The sequence below is a fragment of the Aeromicrobium sp. Leaf350 genome, assembly GCF_916858655.1.
Lineage (GTDB): Bacteria > Actinomycetota > Actinomycetes > Propionibacteriales > Nocardioidaceae > Aeromicrobium.
The window spans coordinates 1,554,226-1,577,142 of sequence record NZ_CAKASL010000001.1; the positions used below are offsets into that span (position 1 = coordinate 1,554,226).

Sequence of the window (22,917 nt, forward strand, 5' to 3'; positions counted from 1 at the left end):
CTGGAAGAGAGGAAGCGGGTCGACATCAGATGTCGAGGAAGCGGACGTCCTTGGCGTTGCGCTGGATGAAGTTGCGGCGCTGCTCGACGTCCTCGCCCATGAGGATCGTGAACATCTCGTCGGCCACCGCGGCGTCGTCGAGGGTGACCTGACGCAGCACGCGCGCGTCGGGATCCATCGTGGTGTCCCAGAGCTCGGAGTCGTTCATCTCGCCGAGACCCTTGTAGCGCTGCACCGGGGCCTCCTTCGGCAGACGGCGACCGGCCTCCTCGCCCGCGGTGAGCAGCACGTCACGCTCCCGGTCGGAGTAGGCGAGCTCGTGCGGCGCGTTGGTCCACTTGATCTTGTACAGCGGCGGCTGCGCGAGGTAGACGTGGCCGGCGTCGATGAGCTGCTTCATGAAGCGGAACAGCAGGGTCAGCAGCAGCGTGGTGATGTGCTGGCCGTCGACGTCGGCATCGGCCATCAGCACGATCTTGTGATAGCGCAGCTTCGCGATGTCGAAGTCGTCGTGCACACCGGTGCCGAGCGCGCTGATGATCGCCTGGACCTCGGCGTTCTGCAGGATCTTGTCGATCCGCGCCTTCTCGACGTTCAGGATCTTGCCGCGCAGCGGGAGGATCGCCTGCGTGCGCGGGTCGCGGCCGCCCTTGGCCGAGCCGCCGGCCGAGTTGCCCTCGACGATGAAGACCTCGCACTCCTCGGGGCTGCGGCTGGAGCAGTCGGCGAGCTTGCCCGGGAGGCCACCGCCACCGAGGAAGCCCTTGCGGTTGCGCGCCAGGTCGCGGGCCTTGCGGGCGGCCATGCGGGCGCTCGCGGCGTCGATCGACTTGCGCACGATGGTCTTGCCCTCGGCGGGGTTCTGCTCGAGCCAGGCGCCGAGCTCCTCGTTGAGCACCTGCTGCACGAAGCCCTTGGCCTCGGTGTTGCCGAGCTTGGTCTTGGTCTGACCCTCGAACTGCGGCTCCTCGAGCTTGATCGAGATGATCGCGGTGAGCCCCTCGCGGATGTCGTCACCCGTGAGGCGGTCCTCCTTCTTCTTGATCAGGTTGTTGGCCTCGGCGAAGCGGTTGACCGTCGTGGTCAGCGCCGCGCGGAAGCCCTCCTCGTGGGTGCCGCCCTCGTGGGTGTTGATCGTGTTGGCGAAGGTGTGGACCGACTCGCTGAAGCTCGCGTTCCACTGCATCGCGAGCTCGAGCGAGAGACCGGCACCCTGGTCCTCGCGCTCGATGCTGATGATGTCGCGGTGGATCGGGAGCTTCCCGCCGACGTTGATGTGCTGGACGTAGTCGACCAGGCCCTCGGAGTAGCAGAACTCGACGCGTCGCTCGATCTCGTCGCTGTCGGCCGTGCCGCCCTCGGGATCGTCGCCCGCGTGGTCGCGCTCGTCGATCAGCTCGATGCGCAGGCCCTTGTTGAGGAAGGCCATCTCGCGGAAGCGGGTCTTGAGCGTCTCGTAGGAGTACTCGGTGCTCTCGAAGATCGTCTCGCTCGCGTAGAACACCTGCGTGGTGCCGGTCTCGTCGGTGGCCTCGCCGCGCTCGAGCTCGGCCGCGGGCACGCCGTCGTGGAAGGTCTGCTTCCAGACGTAGCCGTCGCGGCGGACCGTCGTGTGCATCGTGGTGCTGAGCGCGTTGACGACCGAGATGCCGACGCCGTGCAGACCGCCGGAGACCTTGTAGCCGCCGCCGCCGAACTTGCCGCCGGCGTGCAGCGAGGTGAGCACCAGCGTGACGGCCGGGATCTTCTCGATCGGGTGCTCGTCGACAGGGATGCCACGGCCGTCGTCGACGACCTTGACGCCGCCGTCGTCCTGCAGCGTGACGACGATGCGCGTGGCGTGGCCGGCCAGTGCCTCGTCGACGGAGTTGTCGACGACCTCGTAGACGAGGTGGTGCAGACCGCGCTCTCCGGTCGAGCCGATGTACATGCCGGGGCGCTTGCGCACCGCCTCCAGCCCCTCGAGCACCTGGATGTTGCTGGCGTCGTATCCCGTCGAAGCGGGCGTGGCGGGATCTGGAGTTTGGGTCACCTGAACAGTATAGAGGGCTGTTGAGAGCGTCTGAGCGATCACACCCCCGTGTCGGGCCTCGACTCGTCAGACGCACTTCCGGCTGAGAGCCCGTTGAAGGGCCCTTGGAGCGTCTCGCAGGGCCGCGTCCGGACCCCGGATCGAGATCGGCGGAGTTCGGACCGCTCACGGGCGCGGCGACCGACCGATCGGACCGCGCGCCGCCGTCGGTCGATCTTGCCGGGATGCGGCACAGTGGAGCGCATGGCTCTGACGGACCTCGGCACAGCCCCCACGCGCTCTGCGGCGGGGGGTTCCAGTGTGCGCCCGCGCGCGGCTGCGGCCGCAGCGGTCGCGGCCCTCGCCTTCCTCGCGGTGACGGCGGTCGCGCTGTGGACCGCATCGGGCCAGGACCTCGACCAGACGTCGATGACCACGGTGGTCGCCGGGCGCGACACGCAGCTCGCGGTGCTGAGCGTGCTCGGGTACGTCTCGATCGCTGCCGTCGCGATCGTCGCCGCAGGTTCTGTGGCCCTGGCGCTGGTGCGGGGCGAGGTGCGCCTCGCGGTCGCCGCCCTGGGCGTGATCGGCGGAGCCAACCTGACGACCCAGCTGCTCAAGCACGGCGTGCTCGAGCGCTCCGACGTCGTGGGCGGCATCGTCGCGCACAACAGCCTGCCGAGCGGTCACACGACGGTCGTCGCCGCGGCACTCGGCGCCCTGACCCTCGTCAGCCCCACCTGGCTGCGGCCCGTCGTGCTCACGGCCGGCTCTTTCGCCGTGACCCTCACCGGCGCCTCGACCGTCGTGGCCGGCTGGCACCGCCCCGCCGACGTCATCGCTGCCGTGCTCGTCTGCCTGGCCTGGACCGGACTCGCGGCCCTGCTCGTCGGCGGCCGCGTGCGCCGCTCGACCGGGGGTCTCGCGGCGACGTTGATCGGATCCGCGGCCGCGATCGTGTTCCTCATCGTCATCGGCGTGCGCCCCTCGGACGGGTGGGACGGCATCGTCACCTCCGGTCTGGTGCTCGGTGCCGTCGCCCTGGTCACCGCGGTGACCGCCGCGATCATGGACCGCATCTCCCCGGCCCACTAGGTGGCTGGGGCTCCCCCTTCGAGGCTCCTCGTTCCTCGTCGCACCTCAGGGGGCGGATGTCTTGCCGTCCCCTGAGGTGCGAGGAACGAGCCTCGAAGGGGACACCTCCACCGCCGGAGGGCGTCGGGGCTACCCGTACGTGTCTCGGGGGCCGCGGCCGCCGCGGACCGTGCGCTTGCCGTGCTTCCACGACGGGGCCTCGGGGCCGCGCACGTCGATGCGGATGACCGATCCGTGACCGAGCTCCTCGTTGAGTCGCGCGACGATGCGCGGCGCGAGCAGCTGCAGCTCCTTGCGCCACGCGGTGGAGTCGGCGCGGACCGAGACGACCTGGTCGGCGTAGCCGTCGACGAGCGAGTGCTGGGCGATGTCGGGCCCCACGATGGACGACCAGTCGGTGAACACCCGCGAGGCGGCGAGCTGGTCGGTCCAGCCCTGCTGGTCGACCAGGTCACCCAGCGCGGACGAGAGCGACACCGCGTCGTCGCGGTCGTGACGCTGACCGCCGGCCTGCTGAGGCCGGCGCTTCGGCTTGCCGCGACGTCGCGGGTTCTCACCCGGCTCGGTCGCGCGGTACGACTGGGCCATCTGCCGGGCGAGCCGCAGCGGGTCGTCGCGGTCGTCTGCCTTCGCCGGATCGCTGGGGTCAGTCATCGAGGACCTTCCCGTCGGCCACGCGGAAGCGACGGCCCTGGAGCCCGGGCGGGACGTCGCCCGGCACCGCGGCGGTGACGAACACCTGCTCGACGCCCTCGGCCATCGCCGCGAGGTGGTCGCGGCGGCCGGTGTCGAGCTCGGCGAAGACGTCGTCGAGGATCAGGATCGGGTCGTCGGCGCCCTGGTCGGGCGAGCGCAGGTGGTCGAACGAGGCGAGTCGCAGCGCGAGCGCCAGCGACCACGACTCGCCGTGGCTGGCGTAGCCCTTCGCGGGCAGCTCGCCGATGCGCAGCTCGACGTCGTCGCGGTGCGGCCCGACCAAGGTCACGCCGCGGTCGAGCTCGTCGCGCCGGCGCTCGCCGATGGTGCGGAGCAGCAGCTCGCGGCACGCGTCGACGTCGCGCGGGTGCTCGTGGTGCGGCACGCCGGTCTTGGCGACGTAGGTGGCGAACACGTCGCGGCGGGCTTCCGCTGCCGAGGCGGCGACGCCCGCGTGGCGCTCGGCCAGGTGCGGCGCGAGCTCGTCGAGCACGGCGAGCCGGCGGGCGGTGATCTCGCCGCCCAGCTGGGCGAGCTTCTCGTCCCAGACCTCTAGTGTCGACAAATCGACTTGTCGACCTCTGGCCGACTTGAGCAGCGTGTTGCGCTGGCGGAGCGTGCGCTCGTAGTCGGCCTTCACGCCCGCGAGCCGCACCGACTGCATGACCAGGTGGTCGTCGAGGAAGCGTCGCCGGTCCGAGGGATCGCCCTTGACCAGCGCGAGGTCCTCCGGCGAGAACAGCACGGTGCGCACCGTGCCGAGCAGGTCGCGCACCCGCGGGAGGTCGGAGCGGTTGACCCGCGCGCGGTTGCTGCGGCCCGGGTTGATCTCGACCTCGATCAACGCCGACCGGTCCTGCCGCACGACCTCGGCCCGCACGACGGCTCGCTCGGTGCCGGCGCGCACGAGCGGGGTGTCGGTCGAGACGCGGTGCGAGTCGAGTCGCGCCAGGTAGTCGACGGCCTCGACGAGGTTGGTCTTGCCCTGGCCGTTCGCACCGATGAAGGCGATGGGCCCGGCAGCCAGCTCGACGTCGACGTCCGCGTAGGAGCGGAAGTCGTGCAGGGACAGCCGTGCGACGTGCACGTCAGCTCGCCGAGGGCGGCTCACCCGTGCCGGGCTCCGCAGCGGCGCGCACGGCGTGACCGCCGAACTGCTGACGCATCGCCGCGATGGCCTGCATCGCGGGCGACTCGTCCTGGCGCGACTGGAAGCGGGCGAACAGGGACGAGGCGATGACGTGCATCGGCACGGCGTGCTCGATCGCGGCCTCGACGGTCCAGCGACCCTCGCCCGAGTCGTCGGCGTAGCCGCGGATCTTCGACAGGCCCGGATCGTCCTCGAGCGCCTGCACGAGCAGGTCGAGCAGCCAGGACCGCACGACGGTGCCCTCGCGCCACGAGTCGAGCACGGCCGGGACGTCGTCGACGAGATCGGTCTTCTCGAGCAGCTCGAAGCCCTCGGCGTAGGCCTGCATCATGGCGTACTCGACACCGTTGTGGACCATCTTGGCGAAGTGGCCGGAGCCGACCTTGCCGGCGTGGACGAAGCCGCCGGTCTTCTCGGCACCCTCGGCGGCATCGGGACGCAGTGCGTCGAAGACGGGCTGCACCGTCTCGACGTCGGACGCATCGCCGCCGACCATCAGCGCGTAGCCGTTCTCGCGACCCCAGACCCCGCCGCTGACGCCGCAGTCGAGGTAGCCGATGCCCTTGGCGGAGAGCTGCTCGGCGTGCGCGATGTCGTCGGTCCAGCGGGAGTTGCCGCCGTCGACCACGATGTCGCCCTCGCTCAGCAGCTCGGCGAGATTGGTGACCGTGGCGCGGGTCGGGTCGCCAGCCGGGACCATGACCCACACGACCTTCGGGCTGGGCAGGGCGTCGACGAGCTCGGCCAGCGAGCCGACGTCGCTGACCTCCGGGTCGCGGTCGAAGCCGGTGACGGTGACGTCGCGCTCGCGAAGACGCTCGCGCATGTTGCCGCCCATCTTGCCCAAGCCGATGAGTCCGAGGTGCATCGTGCCCTCCAAAAAAGGGGAAGTCAGGTCTGGAGACGAACCGGCATGATCAGGTAGCGGAACGCGCCGTCGGGCTCCGCGCCGATCTCGCCGACACCGCTGATCGCGGCAGGCTTGGTGTGCTGGGTGAAGGCCAGGTGCACGACGGGGTCGGACATCACGCCGAGTCCCTCGAGCAGGTACGAGGGGTTGAAGCCGATCGAGATGTCGGCACCGTTGACGGTGGCCTCGATCGACTCGCTGGCCTGGGCCTCGTCGCCCGTGCCGGCCTCGAGCAGCAGCGTGCCCTCGGAGAACGACAGGCGGATCGGGGTGTTGCGCTCGGCGACGAGCGCGACGCGCTTGACTGCGTCGACGAGCTCGTGGGTCGCGACGAAGGCGATGGTCTCGGGGGTGGCCGCGAACAGCTGGCGGACGCGCGGGAAGTCGCCCTCGAGCAGGCGCGTGGTGGTGCGGCGGGTGCCGTTGCCGACCGTGCCCTCGAAACCGATCAGGCCGTCGCCGGCCTCGCCGGACGAGACCGCGATCGAGATGTCGCTGCCGCCGGCGAAGGAGCGCGCCGTCTCGCCGAGCACGCGGGCCGGCACCAGGGCACGGGCCGACAGGTCGCTGGCCTCGGGGAACCACTGCAGGTCGCGCAGGCTGGCGCGGAATCGGTCGGTCGCCATGAGCGAGATCGTGGATCCCTCGAGCTCGAGCCGCACGCCCGTGAGCAGCGGCAGCATCTCGTCGCGGCCCGCGGCCGCTCCGGCCTGCTGGACCGCGGTGACGAACGAGTCGGCCTTGACCGTGCCCGTGGCGGTGGGCATCTGCGGGAGGCGCGGGTACTCCTCGACCGGCATGGTCTGGAGGCTGAACCGGGCGCTGCCGCACTCGACGCGCACCTTGGTGCCCTCGAGGCTGACGTCGACCGGCTTGCCGGGGAGCGACTTCACGATCTCGCTCAGCAGGCGGCCGCTGACGAGCGCGCGTCCGTCGGCGCTGACCTCGGCCGGCAGCGTGGCCCGCGTCGAGGTCTCGTAGTCGAATCCCGAGAGCGTGAGCCCGTCGGAGCCCGCCTCGATGAGGAGCCCTGCCAGGACCGGGACGCTCGGACGGACCGGGAGACTGCGAGCAGTCCACGCGACGGCGTCGGCGAGGGTGTCGCGTTCGATCCTGAACTTCACGTAGGGGCCTTTCGGACAACGAGCGACGGGTGTCGGTGAGTGCATCCTGCCACGGCAGTGGACACGATCCTAGGCCAGGGCGAGGCCAGAGGGGTCTGTCCACACACCGGGCGCCGTGACCCCTTCAACGAGTTTCCAGGTGTCTATAACGGTAGTAGTAGTGGTAGCACCTGTGGATCCTGTGGAGAAATGACATTCTTCCTGCATCCGCAGCAGATCTGCCGGTGGACGGGCGGTGGACAACCTCGGGCGTCCGCCCCGTGGGCGTGTGGACGGCGCGGGCGGGTTCACACGGCGTTCACATCACGACATCTTGTATCCACCTGAGGTGGAGACTTACCCACAACGCTGTCCCCAAGCTGGGGACAAGAGATTCCGGGCATGGCGAGGCCTCGACGGGGTCTCCCGTCGTCGTCTCGCGCGGCTCAGGACTGGCGAGCCTGCTGCTTGATGCGGTTCGTCAGCTCGGTGACCTGGTTGAAGACCGCGTGCTTCTCGGTCATGAGGGCACCGATCTTGCGCACCGCGTGCATCACGGTGGTGTGGTCGCGCCCGCCGAACTCCTGGCCGATCTTGGGCAGCGACATCTCGGTGAGCTCTCGGCACAGGTACATGCCGATCTGGCGGGCCAGCACGAGGTCGCGCGAGCGGTTCGTGCCGCAGATCTCCTCGATGGAGAACTCCGAGTAGGCCGACGTCTGCGCGATGATCAGCGCACTCGTGACCTCCGGGTCGCCGCCGGCGCTGACCAGGTCCTTCAGGACGATCTGCGACAGGTTCATGTCGACCGGGGTCTTGTTGAGGTTCGCGAACGCCGTGACGCGGATGAGCGCGCCCTCGAGCTCGCGGATGTTGGTCTGCACCTTGGTGGCGATGAACTCCAGCACGTCGGCCGGCACGGTGAGGCCGTCGTTCGCGGCCTTCTTGCGCAGGATCGCGATGCGGGTCTCGAGCTCGGGCGGCGTGACGTCGGTCGTGAGGCCCCACTCGAACCGGTTGCGCAGCCGCTCCTCGAGCGTCTTGAGGTTCTTGGGCGGACGGTCGGACGTCATGACGATCTGCTTGTTCTCGTTGTGCAAGGCGTTGAACGTGTGGAAGAACTCCTCCTGCGTCGCTTCCTTGCCCTCGATGAACTGGATGTCGTCGACCAGCAGGACGTCGATCTCGCGGTACTTGCGCTTGAGCTCGCCGGTGCGGCGCTCGCCGATCGCGTTGATGACGTCGTTCGTGAACTCCTCGGTGTTGACGTAGCGCACCCGCGACGACGGGTAGAGACCGAGGACGTAGTGGCCGATCGCGTGCAGCAGGTGCGTCTTGCCCAGGCCGGAGTCGCCGTAGATGACGAGCGGGTTGTACGCCTTGCCCGGAGCCTCGGCCGTGGCGACCGCTGCCGCGTGGGCGAAGCGGTTGGACGAGCCGGTGACGAAGTTCTCGAAGAGGTAGCGGGGGTTGAGCCGTGCCTCGGCGATGTTGGCGGGGCGGCCCGTGACGGGGGTGGGCGCCGGCCCCCACTGCGGCACGAAGTGGTCCTCGTCGTCGTCCTCGTCGAGGTCGAGCACCGTGTGCCGATTCGGGATCTCGTCGGGGACGAGCGCCTCGGGCGGGCTGATGCTGGCGTCGATCGTGACGACCAGCCGGACCTCGGTGCCGAGCTCACGGCTCAGCGCCTGCTCGAGCACGGGGCGGACGCGCGACTCGAGCTGCGCCCGGGCGAGGTCGTTCTGCACCGCGGCGATGACGATGTCGTTGTGGAAGCTCAGCGGAACGGCGGGGAAGACCCACACGCGGGCACCGGGCGAGAGGCGGTCGACGGCGGCCTGCCAGGCGGCCGAGAGATCAGCCTCCGAGGTAGACGCGGATCCGTCGGACATGTGGCCTCCATTGGGTCCACACGGTTTTCCACATGGTGTGCACGTAGATGGCCCGGACCACTTTGAACTGTGGACAACTTGGTACCGCGGTGACGCTAGCAGCGCGCCGCGGCACCACACAAGCCAGTTCTGCACAATCTGCCAAGTCTCTCGGCGTGTCGTGTGGACGGCTCGTGCTGCACAGGAGTAGGACGGTCGGTTTGACCACTGTCTGAGGACCCCCGTACCGTTGGACAGTCGCGCGACCGTTGGCCGCGTACCCGCGACCCGGAGCCCTCGCAGGCGCCGGCGATGTCGTGGGTGAGCGGTGATCGTCGATTCGATCATTGATTTCCCCTCGAGAAGGACACTCCCGTGAGCAAGCGCACTTTCCAGCCGAACAACCGTCGTCGCTCCAAGAAGCACGGCTTCCGCCTCCGCATGCGCACGCGTGCCGGCCGCGCCATCCTGGCGTCGCGCCGCAACAAGGGCCGCGCGAAGCTCTCTGCCTGATCTCGTGCTGCTGCACAGGGCTGATCTCGTGCTGTCGCACAGCGCTGATCTCGTGCTGTCGCACCGGGCCTGATCGGTGCTCCCCCAGGCGGCGCGGATGCGTGACGGCGACGAGTTCCGTCGCACGATCCGTCGCGGCGCCTCGGCGTCGACCGGAACGGTCGTCACGCACCTGGCGCTGACCGACGAGCTCGGCGTGCGCGTCGGTCTCGTGGTCGGCAAGAAGGTCGGCAACGCGGTCGTCCGCAACCGGGTCAAGCGTCGCATCCGTCACGCTCTGCGCAGCGAGCTCGCGGGGCTGCCCGCGGGCAGCCGCGTGGTCGTGCGGGCCCTCGCCCCTGCGGCCGAGAGCACCGACCTGGCGGGCGACGTGATCGGCAGCCTGCAGCGCGCGTCGCGGCGGTCGTCGGCCGGTCGGGTCTGAGTCCGGGATGCTCCGCCTGCTGCTGATCGGCCTGCTGAAGGCCTACCGGTTCGCCATCAGTCCCCTGTACGGCCAGGTCTGTCGGTACCATCCGACGTGTTCGGCCTACGCCCTCGGCGCCGTCGAGACGCATGGTGCGTTCCGCGGTTCGTGGCTCGCCCTGCGACGCTTGCTGCGGTGCCACCCCTGGAGCCCTGGCGGGTACGACCCCGTCCCCCCGACATCGGCCACGACGCCGGTGTCCCACTGAGGAGTAAACGTGGAGATCTTCAGCGCGATCGGTTCGGCGATCATGACACCGCTGTACTACGCGGTGTCCGCCGTCCTGAAGGCTTGGCACTGGGGGTTCGATCACATCCCGGGCCTGAGCGACGGCTGGGTGTGGGTGCTGTCCATCATCGGCCTGACGATCACGATCCGGGCGATGCTGATTCCGCTGTTCGTCAAGCAGATCAAGAGCAGCCGCAACATGCAGCTCCTGCAGCCCAAGATCAAGGAGCTGCAGAAGAAGTACGGCCACGACCGTGAGCGCCTGACCCAGGAGCAGATGAAGCTCTGGAAGGAGACGGGCACCAACCCGTTCGCCTCGTGCCTCCCGCTCCTGGCGCAGATGCCGATCTTCTTCGCGCTGTTCCGCACGATCGACCAGGCGGCCAAGAAGGGCGCCGACGGCGCCAAGGGATTCCTGACGCGCGAGGACGCCACCTCGTTGAGCCAGTCGGAGTTCCTCGGCGGCCGCATCGCCGACACCTTCATCAACGCCGAGCACCTGCAGACGCAGGTCATCGCGATCTTCCTGGTCATCGTCATGTGCGCGACGCAGTTCCTGACGCAGCGCCAGCTGATGGCCAAGAACATGCCGGCCGACGCGCTGAACGGCCCGTACGCCCAGCAGCAGAAGATGCTGCTCTACATCCTTCCCCCGGTCTTCGCCGTCGGCGGCATCTTCTTCCCGATGGGCGTGCTCTTCTACTGGGTCACCTCGAACTTCTGGACCATGGGTCAGCAGTTCTACGTGATCCGTCGCAACCCGGCACCGGGGACTCCCGCCTTCAAGGCGAAGCAGCAGCGTGACGCTGCCAAGGGCAAGGACGTCGCTGCCGACCCGAGCACCGTGGTCGACGAGATCGTGAAGCCCAAGCCGCGTCAGCAGCCGAAGAAGCAGACTCGCAACCAACGCAAGAAGGGTGGCCGCTGATGAGCGCCGACGCCGCGAAGCTGGAGGCCGAGGGCGACATCGCCGCGGACTTCCTCGAAGGCCTGCTGGACATCGCCGATCTTGACGGCGACATCGACATGGACGTCGACGGAGATCGTGCCGCGGTCTCGATCGTCGGCGGAAGCCTGACGCACCTGGTCGGCTCCGACGGTCAGGTGCTCGACGCGCTGCAGGAGCTGACGCGCCTGGCCGTCTACCGCCAGACGGGCGAGCGCAGCCGGTTGATGCTCGACATCGCGGGATACCGCGAGGGCCGTCGGGCCGAGCTGCGCGAGGAGGCCGCCGGCGCCGTCGCGGCGATCCGCGACGGGTCCGAGCGCATCGACCTGGCTCCGATGTCGGCGTTCGAACGCAAGATCATCCACGACGTCGTGGCCGAGGCCGGGCTGCGCAGTGAGTCCGAGGGCGACGAGCCCCGTCGCTTCGTGGTGGTTCTCCCCGCCGGTGCGTGATGTCCGTTTCACGTGAAACGGAACCTCCCGAGGGATCTGCCGATCTGTTCGGCGACGCCTGGCCCCAGGCGCAGCGCTACGCCGAGCTGTTGAGCACCTGGGGTGTCGACCGCGGCATGATCGGTCCCCGTGAGGTCCCGCGGCTGTGGGAGCGCCACCTGCTGAACTGCGTGGTGGTGACCCCGCGACTCCCCCAGGGGTCGACTGTCGCCGACGTTGGCACCGGCGCCGGTCTGCCAGGCGTCGTGTGGGCGATCGCGCGACCCGACATCCGCATGACCCTGGTCGAGCCGCTGCTGCGCCGCGTCTCGTTTCTCGAGGAGGTCGTCGCCGACCTCGGTCTGACCAACGTCGAGATCGCTCGCTCCCGCGCCGAGGACCACCCCGGTCGCTACGACGTCGTCACGGCACGCGCGGTGGCGGCTCTCGACAAGCTCACGACCTGGTGCTGGCCGCTGGTCGCGCCCGGTGGGGTGCTGCTCGCGATGAAGGGCCGCTCGGCCCCGGACGAGGTCGAGGCGGCCCGTCCACTGCTCGGACGTCTGGGTGTGACCGACGTTCGGATCGAGTCCTATGGTGATCTCGCGGTTCCGACCACGGTCGTCGAGCTGACCCGCTGACCACCCGCTTGACCCCATTGCGCGACCCAGACCAGCGTTTCACGTGAAACCAGAAGAGGAGGTGGAGGAGATGGCTGCTGTGCATCCCGACGACTCGACCCCGCTCGCCCGCGCTGCCGAGGAGCACGTCGCCCTCGCCCGCAAGGTCGACGCCATCGTGCACCTCCCCCGGCCGGAGAAGACCCGGATCTTCGTGGTGGCGAACCAGAAGGGTGGCGTCGGCAAGACGACGACCACCGTGAACCTCGCCGCTGCGATGGCCGTCAAGGGCCTGCGCGTCCTGGTGATCGACCTGGACCCCCAGGGCAACACCTCCACCGCGCTCGACATCCCGCACTCCGAGGGCACGGCCGGCGTCTACGAGGCGCTCGTCGAGGGCGAGTCGATCGACGCGCTCGTGCAGCCGTGCCCGGCCCACGAGAGCATCTCGGTGCTGCCCGCCTCGATCGACTTGGCCGGAGCGGAGATTGAGCTCGTCTCCCTGGTCGCTCGCGAGACGCGTCTCGACAAGGCCCTGCAGTCGTACCTGGCTGAATCCGAGGACGCCGGCGACCGCTACGACTACGTCTACATCGACTGCCCGCCGTCGCTGGGGCTGCTGACCGTCAACGCGATGGTGGCCGGTCGTGAGGTCCTGATCCCGATCCAGTGCGAGTACTACGCGCTGGAGGGTCTCGGACAGCTGCTGCGCAACATCGAGCTGGTGAAGTCGCACCTCAACCCGAAGCTGGCCGTCACCACGATCCTGCTGACGATGTACGACGGCCGCACGAACCTGTCGTCGGGCGTCGCCAACGAGGTGCGCCAGCACTTCGGCAGCGAGGTGCTCGACACGGCCATCCCGCGCTCGGTGCGGATCTCGGAGGCCCCGAGCTACCACCAGACGGTCGTCACCTACGATCCGACGTCATCGGGTGCGCTCTCGTACATCGAGGCCGCACGGGAGATCGCCGAAGAGGGAGTCAGGGCATGAGTGGTCGCCGTAGTCGTGGGCTGGGTCGTGGTCTCGAGGCGCTGATCCCGCAGAGCTCGGACGAGGCGGAGAGCTCCGGTCTGAAGCAGATCGAGGGCGCTCGGTTCGCCGAGATCCCGGTCGAGTCGGTCGAGCCCAACCCGCGCCAGCCGCGCACGGTCTTCGACGAGGAGGCCATGGCCGAGCTGGTCCACTCCATCAAGGAGATCGGGCTGCTCCAGCCGGTGGTGGTGCGCGAGGTCTCCCCCGACCGCTACGAGCTCATCATGGGCGAGCGCCGCTGGCGCGCGCACCGCGAGGCCGGCCTGGAGACGATCGCTGCGGTCGTGCGCGAGACGCAGGACGAGGACCTCCTGCGCGACGCCCTGCTCGAGAACCTGCACCGGTCGCAGCTGAACCCGCTCGAGGAGGCGGCGGCCTACCAGCAGCTGCTCGACGACTTCGGCTGCACGCACGAGGAGCTCGCGACCCGCATCGGCCGGTCGCGTCCGCAGATCAGCAACACGCTCCGGTTGCTCCGCCTGACGCCGGCGGTGCAGCGTCGCGTCGCCGCGGGGGTGCTGTCCGCGGGCCACGCCCGTGCGCTCGTGACAGTCACGAACTCCGAGATCCAGGAGCGCCTCGCGACCCGGGTCGTGGCCGAGGGCCTCTCGGTGCGGGCCCTGGAGGAGATCGTCACGCTGACCGACGACGAGCGGGGATCGACCACCCGCCGTTCCTCCCCGACGCTCTCGGCGCCCCGGGTCGACGACGTGGCCCGCCGGCTCTCGGAGCGCTTCGACACCCGGGTCAAGATCAACCTCGGCCGCTCGAAGGGTCGCATCACGGTGGAGTTCGCCACGATCGACGACCTCGAGCGCATCGTCGAGCTGATGGACCCGTCAAAGCCGTCGTAGCCGGAATGACGGCCAATTCGCGCTGTCAATAGATACACAAATCCCCTTGTCGATTTGTCGACAAGGGGATTTGTGTATCTCGCAGATGACTCAGATGTGCTTGTCGATCTCCGCGAGCAGCGCGTTCTTCGGACGCACGCCGACGATCGAGGAGACGAGCTCACCACCGTTGTAGAGGTTGATGGTGGGCAGGCCGGTGACGCGGTACTTCGCCGGGGTGACGGGGTTGGCGTCGGCGTCAATCTTGACGACGGTCAGCTCCTCGCCCTTCTCGTTGGCGATCTCCTGCAGGATCGGCGCGAGCTGACGGCACGGGCCGCACCAGTCGGCCCAGAAGTCCACGAGCACGGGGCCCTTGGCGTTCAGGACGATCTCGTCGAAGTCGGCGTCGGTGACGGCGTTGATGGTGGCCATGTCAGTTCTCCTGTGGGTAGCTCGGATGGGTGGTCAGTCGATGAGGGCGGCGTCGGGGGCCGGAGCGCCCGCGTGCTCGAGGTTCGCCAGGTAGCGCTCCGCGTCGAGCGACGCGGCGCAGCCGGTGCCGGCGGCGGTGATGGCCTGGCGGTAGGTGTGGTCGACCAAGTCGCCGGCGGCGAAGACGCCGGCGATGTTGGTGGCGGTCGAGCCCTCCTGCACGAGCACGTAGCCCTCGTCGTCGAGGTCGACCTGGCCGCGCAGCAGCTCCGAGCGCGGGTCGTGGCCGATCGCGATGAACAGGCCCGTGGCATCCAGCGAGCGGGTCGCGCCGGTCACGGTGTCGCGCAGCGTGACGGACTCCAGGCTGTGCTCGCCGTGGAGCTCGGCGACCTCGGAGTTCCAGGCGAACTCGATCTTGTCGTTCGCCAGGGCGCGGTCCTGCATGATCTTGGAGGCGCGCAGCTCGTCACGGCGGTGCACCAGCGTGACCTTGCTGGCGAAGCGCGTCAGGAACGTCGCCTCCTCGAGCGCGGAGTCGCCGCCGCCGACGACCACGATGTTCTGCTCGCGGAAGAAGAAGCCGTCACACGTCGCGCACCAGCTGACGCCGTGGCCCGAGAGCTCGTCCTCGCGAGGGATGTCGAGCTTGCGGTAGCCCGAGCCGGTGGCCAGCACGACGGCCTTGGCCCGGTGCGTGGAGCCGTCGCCGAGCGTGACGGTCTTGACGTCGCCGGTGAGGTCGACCTCGGTGACGTCGTCGGCCACGAGCTCGGCGCCGAAACGCTCTGCCTGCGCGCGGAGATTGTCCATCAGAGCCGGGCCCATGATGCCGTCGGGGAACCCGGGGAAGTTCTCGACGTCGGTGGTGTTCATCAGGGCTCCGCCCGCGGTCACCGAGCCCTCGAAGACGAGGGGCTCGAGGTTCGCGCGCGCGGCGTAGATGGCCGCGGTGTAGCCGGAGGGGCCCGACCCGATGATGATCAGGTTGCGGACGCCGATGACGGACGACTCAGTGCTCATGGTCTGCTCTCTGCTGGTGACGCCTGGTTCAACACAGCCTAGTGGCGGGACATTCCCCGCCGGGCGGGTCAGGAGACGCCGTCGACCCTGACCTCGGCGATCTCGCCGCGGAACTCGTTCGGAGCCGCCTGGGGCAGCGACGTCAGCCACACGACGACGTACCGCGTGACCGTGCCCTGCGGGAGGCTGACCGTGACGTCGGTGCCGCCGTCCTGCACCGAGGCGACCGGCGTGAGGCCGTCGATCGAGCGCGGTGCGCCGTCGACGCTCGGCGGAGCTGTGAGGATCTGCAGGCTCGTGGGTGCGCCGACGAGGTTCAGCCGCACGGAGTCGACCTGGCGCGTCGCCCCGAGGTCGAGGATCAGACCGACGCCGTCCTTGAGCCCGCCGAGGTCGGCGCGGTTGCGGTAGGACTGCGTGGCCCAGGTGGTGGACGGATCGCCGTCGACCGCCTGGCCGACCGTGTCGCTGGACTCGCTGCCGTCGCCCTGCGGGTCGAAGTCGATGACGCGCTCGATGGGGAGCACCCCGACATCACCCGTGGCCGACGACTGGCTCGGCTCCGGGTCGGGGACAGGGCCCTGGCGACCGGCCATGAAGGCGATGACCAGCAGGATCAGCAGCACGCCGACGGCGCCGAGCAGCACGAGGCCGCGCTCGCCCTTGGTCAGGCTGCGCGCCTGCGCCTTGCGTCGTTCGAGCGTGGTGGGGGGCTTGGGCGCGAAGGCCTTGGGGCGCGGCCTCGGCGGCTCGAGACCCGGCGGGGGACCGAGAGGCTCGACGACCGGGTCGTACCGCACGAGGTCGGGCGAGGTCGTGGTGCCGCCGGCGGTGTCGTGCGGATCGAGCCGGGAGAGCACCCCGCGCAGCTCGTGCGCGACGTCGGCGGCGGTCGTGATGGGTCGGCGGCCGTGGACGGGCGGGTTGCCGAGGACGCGATCACAGATCGCGTCGATCTCGCGGTCGACGCCGGCGCGCACCTGGCGCGGACGCAGCACGCGACCGTGCTCGGTGGGTGCCGCGCGCAGGCCGTCGACGTGCCCTCCGGGCCACCGCGCGACGAGGCACGCGTAGAGCAGCTTGCCGAGGCTCTGCACGTCGAGCCGCTCGAGCTGGGCCGTGTCGGGCTGGTTCTCGGTGCTGCCGACGGGAGCCAGCGCCGTGGCGACGCCGAGTCCGACGACGCGCACGGCCCCGGACTCCTTGAGGAGGACCTGGTGGGGCGTCAGGCGCCGGTGGTGCTGGCCACGGTCGTGCGCGTTCGCCAGGGCCTCGGCGACCTCGATGACGATCGCCGCCGCGCGCCAGCTCGGCAGGGGAGCCTGCGCGAGCACGGCGTCGAGCGGGAAGGCCCGGGCCCACTCGCGCACGATCATGTGGTGGCCGTGGTCGTCCTGGATCAGGTCGAGCACGCGCAGGAATCGGGGGTCCGAGACGACCGTGGAGCCACGGGCGGCGTCGAGGAAGCGCTCGGCGCGTGGGTCGCTGCTGGGCAGCAGCTCGAGGCCGACGTTGCGCGACAGCACGGCGTCGTGGGCCCGCCAGGTCGTCGATCCGAGGCGCTCGTGCACGAGGTCCTGCAGGTGGTAGCGCTCAGCGATGACGTCACCGGAGACCAGTGTTCGTCGTCCTGCCAATGCCAGCACCCCTTTCGCCGCAGAGTCTACCGGCGGCGGGGTCGTTCCACGTGGATCACCGGGCGCGCGGATCAGCGTCGCGCGCGGACGACCGTGCCGAGCTTGCGCAGCTCGTCCATCCCCGCCAGCCGGCTGCCCAGCAGGTACACCCCGGCGCCGATCACGCCCGCGACGGCCATCCGGACGACCGCGTCCGCGGGACGGGTGGAGTCGATGCCCAGGGCCACCAGCGACTCGCGGGCCAGGAGCATCGCCGCGGCCGCGGCCGCGCACGTCACGGCCAGACGGACCAGGAACCCGACGAGCGAGGCGTCGACGACCGACCCGAACCGGCGGCGGACCCAGATGAGGGCGCAGACCGTGCCGACGAGGTAGGCCGTGCTGAGCGCCACGCCGAGCGCCGGCGCGACGTGCTCGGGAGCCACGTGACGCGTCAGCGTGACCGCGACGGCGATGTTCGTGGCCGCCACGATGCTCTGCACGACGAAGGGAACGCGGGTGTCCTCGTCGGCGTAGAACGCCCTGATCAGCAGGAACATGAGGCTGAAGACCACCACGGCGGGGGCCAGCGCCACCAGCGTGTTGCCGATCGCCTCGCCGCCGCTGCTGGCAGCACCGAGCGAGATGCTGCGCGCGAGGTCGTGACCCAGGCAGGCGATCGCGACGGCCACGGGCACGAGCAGGAACAGGGCGGTGCGGGTCGTCTCGGCGATCGTCCCGAGGAAGCGGTCGTAGTCGCGAGCGTGGGCGAGGGCGGCGAGCGTCGGCATGATCGCGGTCGCCAGGGACACCGTGACCACACCGTGCGGCACCTGGCTCACGATGTAGCCGAGGTTGTAGACCGCCGAGCCACTGCTGGCCTCGCCGCTCGCGGCGCCGGCCAGGTTGCCGGCGGTGCCGAGCCGACTGACCACGATGAAGGCGACCTGGTTGACCACGATCGAGGCCAGCGTCCAGGCGCCGAGCTTGAGGGTGTGGCCCAGGCCGACGCCGCGGAAGTCGAAGCGCGGTCGGTAGTGGAAGCCCGCCGCCCGCAGGTACGGCACGAGCACCGCTGCCTGCACGACGATGCCGAGGGTCGAGCCGATGCCGAGCACGAGCGACTCACCCACGCTGAAGCCGTCGGAGCCGCCCTCGCGGCCGAACATCACCATGTACCCGACGAGCGCCACGCACGCGACGACGTTGTTGACGATGGGCGCCCACATCATCGGCCCGAAGCGGCCGCGCGCGTTGAGAATCTGACCGACGAGCACGAAGGCGCCGTAGAAGAAGACCTGCGGCACGCAGAGGTACATCAGCAGCAGCGCGGAGGAGCGAGGTCCCTCGTTGCCCGCGGCGAACAGCTGCGAGTCGAACACGAGGCGGACGAGCAGAGGTGCCGCGAGCACCAGCACCAGCGTCGCGAACCCGAGCACCAGCAGGCCGAGCGTGATGACGCGGTTGGCGTACGCATCTCCGCCGTCCTCGTCCGATCGCATCGTGCGCACGAGCTGCGGCACCAGCACGACGTTGAAGACACCGCCGGCGACGAGGATGTACAGCGCGTTCGGCACCGTGTTCGCGTTGTTGAAGATGTCGCCGTTGAGACCCGTGCCGATGGCCCAGATGAGCAGGAGGGCCCGCAGGAAGCCGGTGATGCGCGAGACCAGGGTGCCGAGCGCCATCCACGCGCTGGCACGGGTCACGTCGGTGCCGGAGGCGTCCTGCACCCGGTCGACCGGCGCTGCCGGGGTGGATGCCGCCGGCGAGCCGTCGGAGTCCGGGACTGGATCAGGCCCGGGATCCGGCACAGGGTCCTGGACGGGTTCGGGCTCCGCGGACGCACTCGCGTCGTCGAACGGCGGATCCTCGGGCACGGGAGCGGTGCGGTCGCGCGGGCCGTCGAGGCCGCGACTACGTCGCCAGAGGCGGCGCGCCACGGCGATCACCAGCAGCCCAGCGGCCACGCCCATCGTGATCCAGATGATGGTGCTGGTGTTGCTCGAGCGGACGTTGAAGCGCGCGACCGAGCCGATCGGGCTGCCGTCCGGCGTCACGAGCTGGGCGGTCAGTGACGTGGTGTTCTGCTGACCGACGTCGAGCGGGATCGTCACGGTCGTGCGGGAGAGCGCCGGCACGTCGACCGGGGCGACGTCGTCGACCTGCAGCTGCGGGTTGGTCGAGCTCACCCGGATGCCGACGCGGATCGGCTGGTCGGTCGGGTTGTCGATCGTGACGGGCACCTGGCCCTCGCGCCCGGCGAGCAGGAAGCTCGGTGGGCCCTCGATCGTGGGCAGCGAGAGGTCGGCCAGGATCGCGGTGCGGCGCTCCGTCGCCGCGGCGACCACGCCAGCAGGGTCCGAGCGGCGACCGAGTCCGAGGAGGTCGGCGATCAGGATCGCGTCGTCACGGGCGGCCGTCTCGCTCGTCGAGATCGAGGCCAGCTGCGACGACGCGAGCTGCAGCTGGCGGACCGCGTCCGCGGCCGTGGTGTCGGCCTGGGCCCCGGACCCCACGGCCACCTCCGGCAGCCCGGCCATGGGAGACACGTCGAGGGGGCGGGGAGTCAGCAGGCCCGACGCCCAGAGGCCGGCGATGTCGGCCGAGCGCCAGGCGGCGCCCGGGTCCCAGCCCGCGGGCGTCACGACGACGGCGTCGGCCCGCGACTCGTCGGTCTCGTCGCGGTCGCGCTGGGCGAGGTCCCGCTCGGCGAGCAGCTCCTGGCGGATCGTCGCCGCGGTCGCCGTCCCGGGCAGCGAGCCCGACAGCGTGCGGCGCACCAGGGTCGTGGCGCCGACGTCGTCACCCATGGCGGTCACGAGCGAGCCGTCGGCCTCCTCCCACTCGGGCAGGTCCGAGACGTCGACGAGGAGGGGGTGGGTGCCGGCGACCAGGCGCAGCACGCTGCTGCTGAGACCGCCGGTCGGGACCCACGTGGCCGGGGTGCCCGGCACCTCGTCGGCCTGGACGACCTGGGCGGTGAGATCGCTGACGAGGCCGAACAGCTCGGCACCACCGGCGATCGTGGAGAGCGCCGTGACGTCGGGGCTCCCGTACCCGAGCAGGATCGTCGGGACGGTCGTCATGGTCGCGCGGAGCTCGGCCACGAACGTGGTGAGACGTTCGAGGTCGCCCTCCTCCAGGCCCAGGTCCTCCGGGTCGACGGCGTCGTCGCCGTCGTCGCCGTCGTCGGTGAGACGCGAGAGCACGTCGAGAAGCTGCGGGTCGAGCACCAGGGAGGCGCTGCCGGCCGGCATGCTGCGCGCGAGGTCGAGGATGCGACGCAGCGAGCCCGCCGGTCCGGTGGTCTCGACGAGCGCGTCGACGCCGATCAGGGTGCCGTCGGCCGCCACGTCGACCGGGGAGGCGAGCGTGAGGGCCAGCGCTCCCGGAACGCCCGCGGGCGGTGCGTCGTCGGCGACCGTCACCACCGTCGCCGCGCGGCCGATCGGGGTGGTCGATCGTGAGCCGTCGGGCGCCGTGCCGAGAACCTGCACGCCCACGGTGCGCACGCCCGCCGCGGACGTGATGCCGAGCTCGTCCCACGGCACCGTGATGGTGAACGGGGCCGACTCACCCGGATCGAGGGTCCCGATCTCGGCGATCGACTCCAGGTCGACGATGCGTGAGCCGGAGAAGCCCGTGCCCTCGGCGATGCTCTCGACCAGCTCGGCGCGCGTCGTCGACGGCTGGCGGGAGATCGACGCGTAGGCCTGGGTCGTGGTCCAGGCTGCCTCGTTGTCGTTGCGGATCGTCCCGGTGATCGTGACGGGCTGGCCGGGGTCGAGCTCACGCGGTGAGAACGTGTCGATCGTGACCGCGACCTGGGGGTCTTCTGCGGTGTGTCCGGGGCTCATCGGCACCAGCAGGAGGAGCAGCAGGCCCAGCGCAACGGCGACGGCCGCGCGCGGCGTCGGTCGCACAGGACGGGGGCGGCTCACCGGACCATGTTAGGGGTGGCTGCCGGCCCGCGGCCGGGCCGTAGACTCAGGCACCGTGTCCACCCCGTCCGCCGTGCCGTCCGGCCGCCCAGCCGGCAGCACGTCGACCCTGCTCCGCCAGCACCCGGTGCTCGTCCGGCTGGGCGAGCTGTTCGCCGAGCAGGGACACGAGATCGCGGTCGTCGGCGGACCCGTGCGCGACGCGCTCCTCGGGCGTCCGGTCAACGACCTCGACCTGACGACCTCGGCGCGCCCCGAGCAGATCGAGCAGCTCGTGGCGGGCTGGGCCGACGCCGTGTGGGACGTGGGTCGCGAGTTCGGCACGATCGGCCTGCGCAAGGGCGACGACCAGCTCGAGATCACGACGTACCGCACCGACGAGTACGACCCCGCCTCACGCAAGCCCGTCGTCGCCTTCGGCGACACCCTCGCGGGCGACCTGTCGCGCCGCGACTTCACGGTCAACGCGATGGCGGTCGTGCTGTCGACGGGCGGCCTGGTCGATCCCTTCGACGGACTCACCGCGCTGGCTGAGCGACGACTCACCACGCCCGTCACCGCGCAGCAGTCCTTCGACGACGACCCGCTGCGGATGATGCGCGCGGCGCGCTTCGTCGCGCAGCTCGGGTTCGTGGCGGATGCCGACGTCGTCGCCGCCATGACCGCGCAGGCCGACCGGCTGTCCATCGTCTCGGCCGAGCGGGTGCGCGACGAGCTCGACAAGACGCTGTGCGCCGCGGACCCCGTGGCCGGCCTGCGGCTCCTGGTCGACACGGGTCTGGCCGAGCGGGTGCTGCCCGAGCTGCCCGCCCTGCGTCTGACCGACGACGAGCACCACCGTCACAAGGACGTCTTCGAGCACTCGCTGACGGTGCTCGAGCAGGCCGTGGCCCTGGAGTCGCGGCTGGAGAAGCAGCCCGACCTGGTGATCCGGCTCGCCGCCCTGCTGCACGACATCGGCAAGCCCCGCACCCGGCGCTTCCACACCGGCGGCACCGTCACGTTCCACCACCACGACGTCGTCGGCGCCAAGATGACCCGCAGGCGCCTGCGCGAGCTGCGCTACAGCAACGACGTCATCGACCAGGTCGCGCTGCTGGTCGAGCTGCACCTGCGCTTCCACGGCTACGGCTCCGGGGAGTGGACCGACTCGGCCGTGCGGCGCTACGTGCGCGACGCGGGCGACCAGCTCGAGCGCCTGCACGTGCTGACCCGGGCCGACTGCACGACCCGCAACGCCCGCAAGGCGGCCCGCCTGCAGCGCACGTACGACGACCTCGAGCAGCGGATCGCGGTGCTGCGCGACCAGGAGGAGCTCGACTCCATCCGGCCCGACCTCGACGGCACCCAGATCATGGCGATCCTGGGTCTCGAGCCCGGTCGCGAGGTCGGTGAGGCCTACCGCTTCCTGCTCGACCTGCGCATGGACCGCGGACCGCTCGGCGAGGAGCAGGCCACCGAGGCCCTCAAGGCCTGGTACGCAGCTCGCTGAGGGGCGGTCGGTTTTTTCGCACCTCAGGGGGCGGTCGGGCTCACGAGCTCGAAGCGTTCGCAGACGACGGGCATCGCCGGATCGAAGCCGCGGGGGTCGACGGCCGTGCGGCGGAAGAAGGACTCGTGCCCGTCCCGCCAGTGCTGCAGGGTGAGGTCGCCCTCGCCCTCGAGTCGAGCGTGCTCGGCGTCGACGTCGATGAACGGCACGATGCGCACCTGCGTGGTGCGGATCAGCGCGCGAGGTGCCCCGGCACCGTCGAGCAGGATCGAGAGGTCGCCGACCCGTGGCACCGGGTCTCCGTCGGCCTCGACGTCCCACAGCGACGACGCGGTCGCGGTCTTGGTGCCGTCGAGCACCAGCGCCAGCAGCTCGTCGGCGAGGTCTGCGTGGTCGCCGAACGCCCACGCCTCGGGAGCGGGACCGGTGCCGCCGGTGGCTCGCCAGAAGGTCTCGACCGCGGCGTCGTCGGTCGGTGCGAGTGGTTCCACGTGG

Annotated in this window: 21 protein-coding genes; 10 read left to right on the forward strand and 11 right to left on the reverse strand. The window is 70.4% G+C overall.

Annotated elements, in window-relative coordinates; genetic code table 11:
- Window positions 1–25: 25 nt before the first annotated feature.
- On the reverse strand, window positions 26–2,032 hold the full coding sequence (gene gyrB, locus LO931_RS07840; protein ID WP_229052756.1) for a DNA topoisomerase (ATP-hydrolyzing) subunit B: 2,007 nt from the start codon (window positions 2,030–2,032) through the stop codon (window positions 26–28).
- Between the two features lie 243 nt (window positions 2,033–2,275).
- On the opposite strand from gyrB, the gene LO931_RS07845 reads away from it, so the two are divergent.
- Entirely contained in the window at window positions 2,276–3,106 is an 831-nt protein-coding gene (locus LO931_RS07845; RefSeq protein ID WP_229052757.1) for a phosphatase PAP2 family protein, read from the forward strand.
- Window positions 3,107–3,235: 129 nt separating this feature from the next.
- Here LO931_RS07845 and LO931_RS07850 read toward each other — a convergent pair whose 3' ends face one another.
- The 5 genes from LO931_RS07850 to dnaA all read right to left on the reverse strand — a co-directional run bounded on the left by LO931_RS07850 (window position 3,236) and on the right by dnaA (window position 8,857).
- Window positions 3,236–3,760, reverse strand: a complete 525-nt coding sequence (locus LO931_RS07850; RefSeq protein ID WP_229052758.1) for a DUF721 domain-containing protein — start codon at window positions 3,758–3,760, stop codon at window positions 3,236–3,238.
- Complete coding sequence (gene recF / locus LO931_RS07855) at window positions 3,753–4,889, reverse strand: DNA replication/repair protein RecF (RefSeq protein ID WP_229052760.1); 1,137 nt, start codon at window positions 4,887–4,889, stop codon at window positions 3,753–3,755. The genes LO931_RS07850 and recF overlap by 8 nt, the downstream gene beginning before the upstream one ends.
- A gap of 1 nt (window position 4,890) precedes the next feature.
- Window positions 4,891–5,820 (reverse strand): phosphogluconate dehydrogenase (NAD(+)-dependent, decarboxylating), encoded by a 930-nt coding sequence (gene gnd, locus LO931_RS07860; RefSeq protein WP_229052762.1) that lies wholly within the window; start codon window positions 5,818–5,820, stop codon window positions 4,891–4,893.
- Window positions 5,821–5,843: 23 nt separating this feature from the next.
- Window positions 5,844–6,986: a DNA polymerase III subunit beta gene (gene dnaN, locus LO931_RS07865; protein ID WP_229052764.1), complete on the reverse strand. Its 1,143-nt coding sequence runs from the start codon at window positions 6,984–6,986 to the stop codon at window positions 5,844–5,846.
- Between the two features lie 425 nt (window positions 6,987–7,411).
- Window positions 7,412–8,857, reverse strand: coding sequence for a chromosomal replication initiator protein DnaA (dnaA, locus tag LO931_RS07870; RefSeq protein ID WP_229052767.1), 1,446 nt, complete (start codon window positions 8,855–8,857; stop codon window positions 7,412–7,414).
- A 354-nt stretch (window positions 8,858–9,211) separates the two neighbouring features.
- Between dnaA and rpmH the strand changes: the two genes are divergently transcribed.
- The 8 genes from rpmH to LO931_RS07910 all read left to right on the forward strand — a co-directional run bounded on the left by rpmH (window position 9,212) and on the right by LO931_RS07910 (window position 13,933).
- Window positions 9,212–9,349, forward strand: a complete 138-nt coding sequence (rpmH, locus tag LO931_RS07875) for a 50S ribosomal protein L34 (protein WP_229052769.1) — start codon at window positions 9,212–9,214, stop codon at window positions 9,347–9,349.
- Between the two features lie 76 nt (window positions 9,350–9,425).
- Window positions 9,426–9,773, forward strand: a complete 348-nt coding sequence (rnpA, locus tag LO931_RS07880) for a ribonuclease P protein component (RefSeq protein ID WP_255657803.1) — start codon at window positions 9,426–9,428, stop codon at window positions 9,771–9,773.
- 7 nt (window positions 9,774–9,780) lie between these two features.
- On the forward strand, window positions 9,781–10,023 hold the full coding sequence (yidD, locus tag LO931_RS07885) for a membrane protein insertion efficiency factor YidD (protein ID WP_229052773.1): 243 nt from the start codon (window positions 9,781–9,783) through the stop codon (window positions 10,021–10,023).
- Window positions 10,024–10,065: 42 nt separating this feature from the next.
- The gene (gene yidC / locus LO931_RS07890) at window positions 10,066–10,971 is read left to right on the forward strand and encodes a membrane protein insertase YidC (protein WP_229053112.1); all 906 of its coding nucleotides are present in this window, start codon (window positions 10,066–10,068) and stop codon (window positions 10,969–10,971) included.
- Window positions 10,971–11,444 carry a R3H domain-containing nucleic acid-binding protein gene (locus tag LO931_RS07895; protein ID WP_229052775.1) on the forward strand — a complete coding sequence of 158 codons (474 nt, stop codon included), beginning with the start codon at window positions 10,971–10,973 and terminating at the stop codon, window positions 11,442–11,444. The genes yidC and LO931_RS07895 overlap by 1 nt, the downstream gene beginning before the upstream one ends.
- Window positions 11,444–12,064: a 16S rRNA (guanine(527)-N(7))-methyltransferase RsmG gene (gene rsmG / locus LO931_RS07900; RefSeq protein ID WP_255657805.1), complete on the forward strand. Its 621-nt coding sequence runs from the start codon at window positions 11,444–11,446 to the stop codon at window positions 12,062–12,064. Before LO931_RS07895 ends, rsmG begins: the two co-directional genes overlap by 1 nt.
- A 70-nt stretch (window positions 12,065–12,134) precedes the next feature.
- Window positions 12,135–13,037: a ParA family protein gene (locus LO931_RS07905; protein ID WP_229052778.1), complete on the forward strand. Its 903-nt coding sequence runs from the start codon at window positions 12,135–12,137 to the stop codon at window positions 13,035–13,037.
- The gene (locus LO931_RS07910; RefSeq protein ID WP_229052780.1) at window positions 13,034–13,933 is read left to right on the forward strand and encodes a ParB/RepB/Spo0J family partition protein; all 900 of its coding nucleotides are present in this window, start codon (window positions 13,034–13,036) and stop codon (window positions 13,931–13,933) included. The genes LO931_RS07905 and LO931_RS07910 overlap by 4 nt, the downstream gene beginning before the upstream one ends.
- A 90-nt stretch (window positions 13,934–14,023) precedes the next feature.
- Here LO931_RS07910 and trxA read toward each other — a convergent pair whose 3' ends face one another.
- The 4 genes from trxA to murJ all read right to left on the reverse strand — a co-directional run bounded on the left by trxA (window position 14,024) and on the right by murJ (window position 20,930).
- Entirely contained in the window at window positions 14,024–14,347 is a 324-nt protein-coding gene (trxA, locus tag LO931_RS07915; protein ID WP_229052782.1) for a thioredoxin, read from the reverse strand.
- A 33-nt stretch (window positions 14,348–14,380) separates the two neighbouring features.
- Window positions 14,381–15,370, reverse strand: coding sequence for a thioredoxin-disulfide reductase (gene trxB / locus LO931_RS07920; RefSeq protein ID WP_229052785.1), 990 nt, complete (start codon window positions 15,368–15,370; stop codon window positions 14,381–14,383).
- A gap of 68 nt (window positions 15,371–15,438) precedes the next feature.
- On the reverse strand, window positions 15,439–17,016 hold the full coding sequence (locus tag LO931_RS07925; protein WP_229052787.1) for a protein kinase family protein: 1,578 nt from the start codon (window positions 17,014–17,016) through the stop codon (window positions 15,439–15,441).
- Between the two features lie 62 nt (window positions 17,017–17,078).
- Complete coding sequence (gene murJ, locus LO931_RS07930; protein ID WP_229052789.1) at window positions 17,079–20,930, reverse strand: murein biosynthesis integral membrane protein MurJ; 3,852 nt, start codon at window positions 20,928–20,930, stop codon at window positions 17,079–17,081.
- A gap of 55 nt (window positions 20,931–20,985) precedes the next feature.
- On the opposite strand from murJ, the gene LO931_RS07935 reads away from it, so the two are divergent.
- Entirely contained in the window at window positions 20,986–22,422 is a 1,437-nt protein-coding gene (locus LO931_RS07935; protein WP_229052791.1) for a CCA tRNA nucleotidyltransferase, read from the forward strand.
- Window positions 22,423–22,445: 23 nt separating this feature from the next.
- Here the strand turns inward: LO931_RS07935 and LO931_RS07940 are convergent, their stop codons facing one another.
- Window positions 22,446–22,913, reverse strand: coding sequence for an ASCH domain-containing protein (locus LO931_RS07940; protein WP_229052793.1), 468 nt, complete (start codon window positions 22,911–22,913; stop codon window positions 22,446–22,448).
- Between the last annotated feature and the right edge of the window lie 4 nt (window positions 22,914–22,917).

What these genes read in the sequence shown, in the direction of transcription:
- yidC (WP_229053112.1), top strand. Translation starts at nt 10,066, where the DNA reads ATGACACCGCTGTACTACGCGGTGTCCGCCGTCCTGAAGGCTTGGCAC.
- LO931_RS07850 (WP_229052758.1), bottom strand. Translation starts at nt 3,760, where the DNA reads ATGACTGACCCCAGCGATCCGGCGAAGGCAGACGACCGCGACGACCCG.
- LO931_RS07910 (WP_229052780.1), top strand. Translation starts at nt 13,034, where the DNA reads ATGAGTGGTCGCCGTAGTCGTGGGCTGGGTCGTGGTCTCGAGGCGCTG.
- yidD (WP_229052773.1), top strand. Translation starts at nt 9,781, where the DNA reads ATGCTCCGCCTGCTGCTGATCGGCCTGCTGAAGGCCTACCGGTTCGCC.
- LO931_RS07845 (WP_229052757.1), top strand. Translation starts at nt 2,276, where the DNA reads ATGGCTCTGACGGACCTCGGCACAGCCCCCACGCGCTCTGCGGCGGGG.
- trxB (WP_229052785.1), bottom strand. Translation starts at nt 15,370, where the DNA reads ATGAGCACTGAGTCGTCCGTCATCGGCGTCCGCAACCTGATCATCATC.
- LO931_RS07905 (WP_229052778.1), top strand. Translation starts at nt 12,135, where the DNA reads ATGGCTGCTGTGCATCCCGACGACTCGACCCCGCTCGCCCGCGCTGCC.
- dnaA (WP_229052767.1), bottom strand. Translation starts at nt 8,857, where the DNA reads ATGTCCGACGGATCCGCGTCTACCTCGGAGGCTGATCTCTCGGCCGCC.
- rsmG (WP_255657805.1), top strand. Translation starts at nt 11,444, where the DNA reads ATGTCCGTTTCACGTGAAACGGAACCTCCCGAGGGATCTGCCGATCTG.
- gnd (WP_229052762.1), bottom strand. Translation starts at nt 5,820, where the DNA reads ATGCACCTCGGACTCATCGGCTTGGGCAAGATGGGCGGCAACATGCGC.
- LO931_RS07895 (WP_229052775.1), top strand. Translation starts at nt 10,971, where the DNA reads ATGAGCGCCGACGCCGCGAAGCTGGAGGCCGAGGGCGACATCGCCGCG.
- trxA (WP_229052782.1), bottom strand. Translation starts at nt 14,347, where the DNA reads ATGGCCACCATCAACGCCGTCACCGACGCCGACTTCGACGAGATCGTC.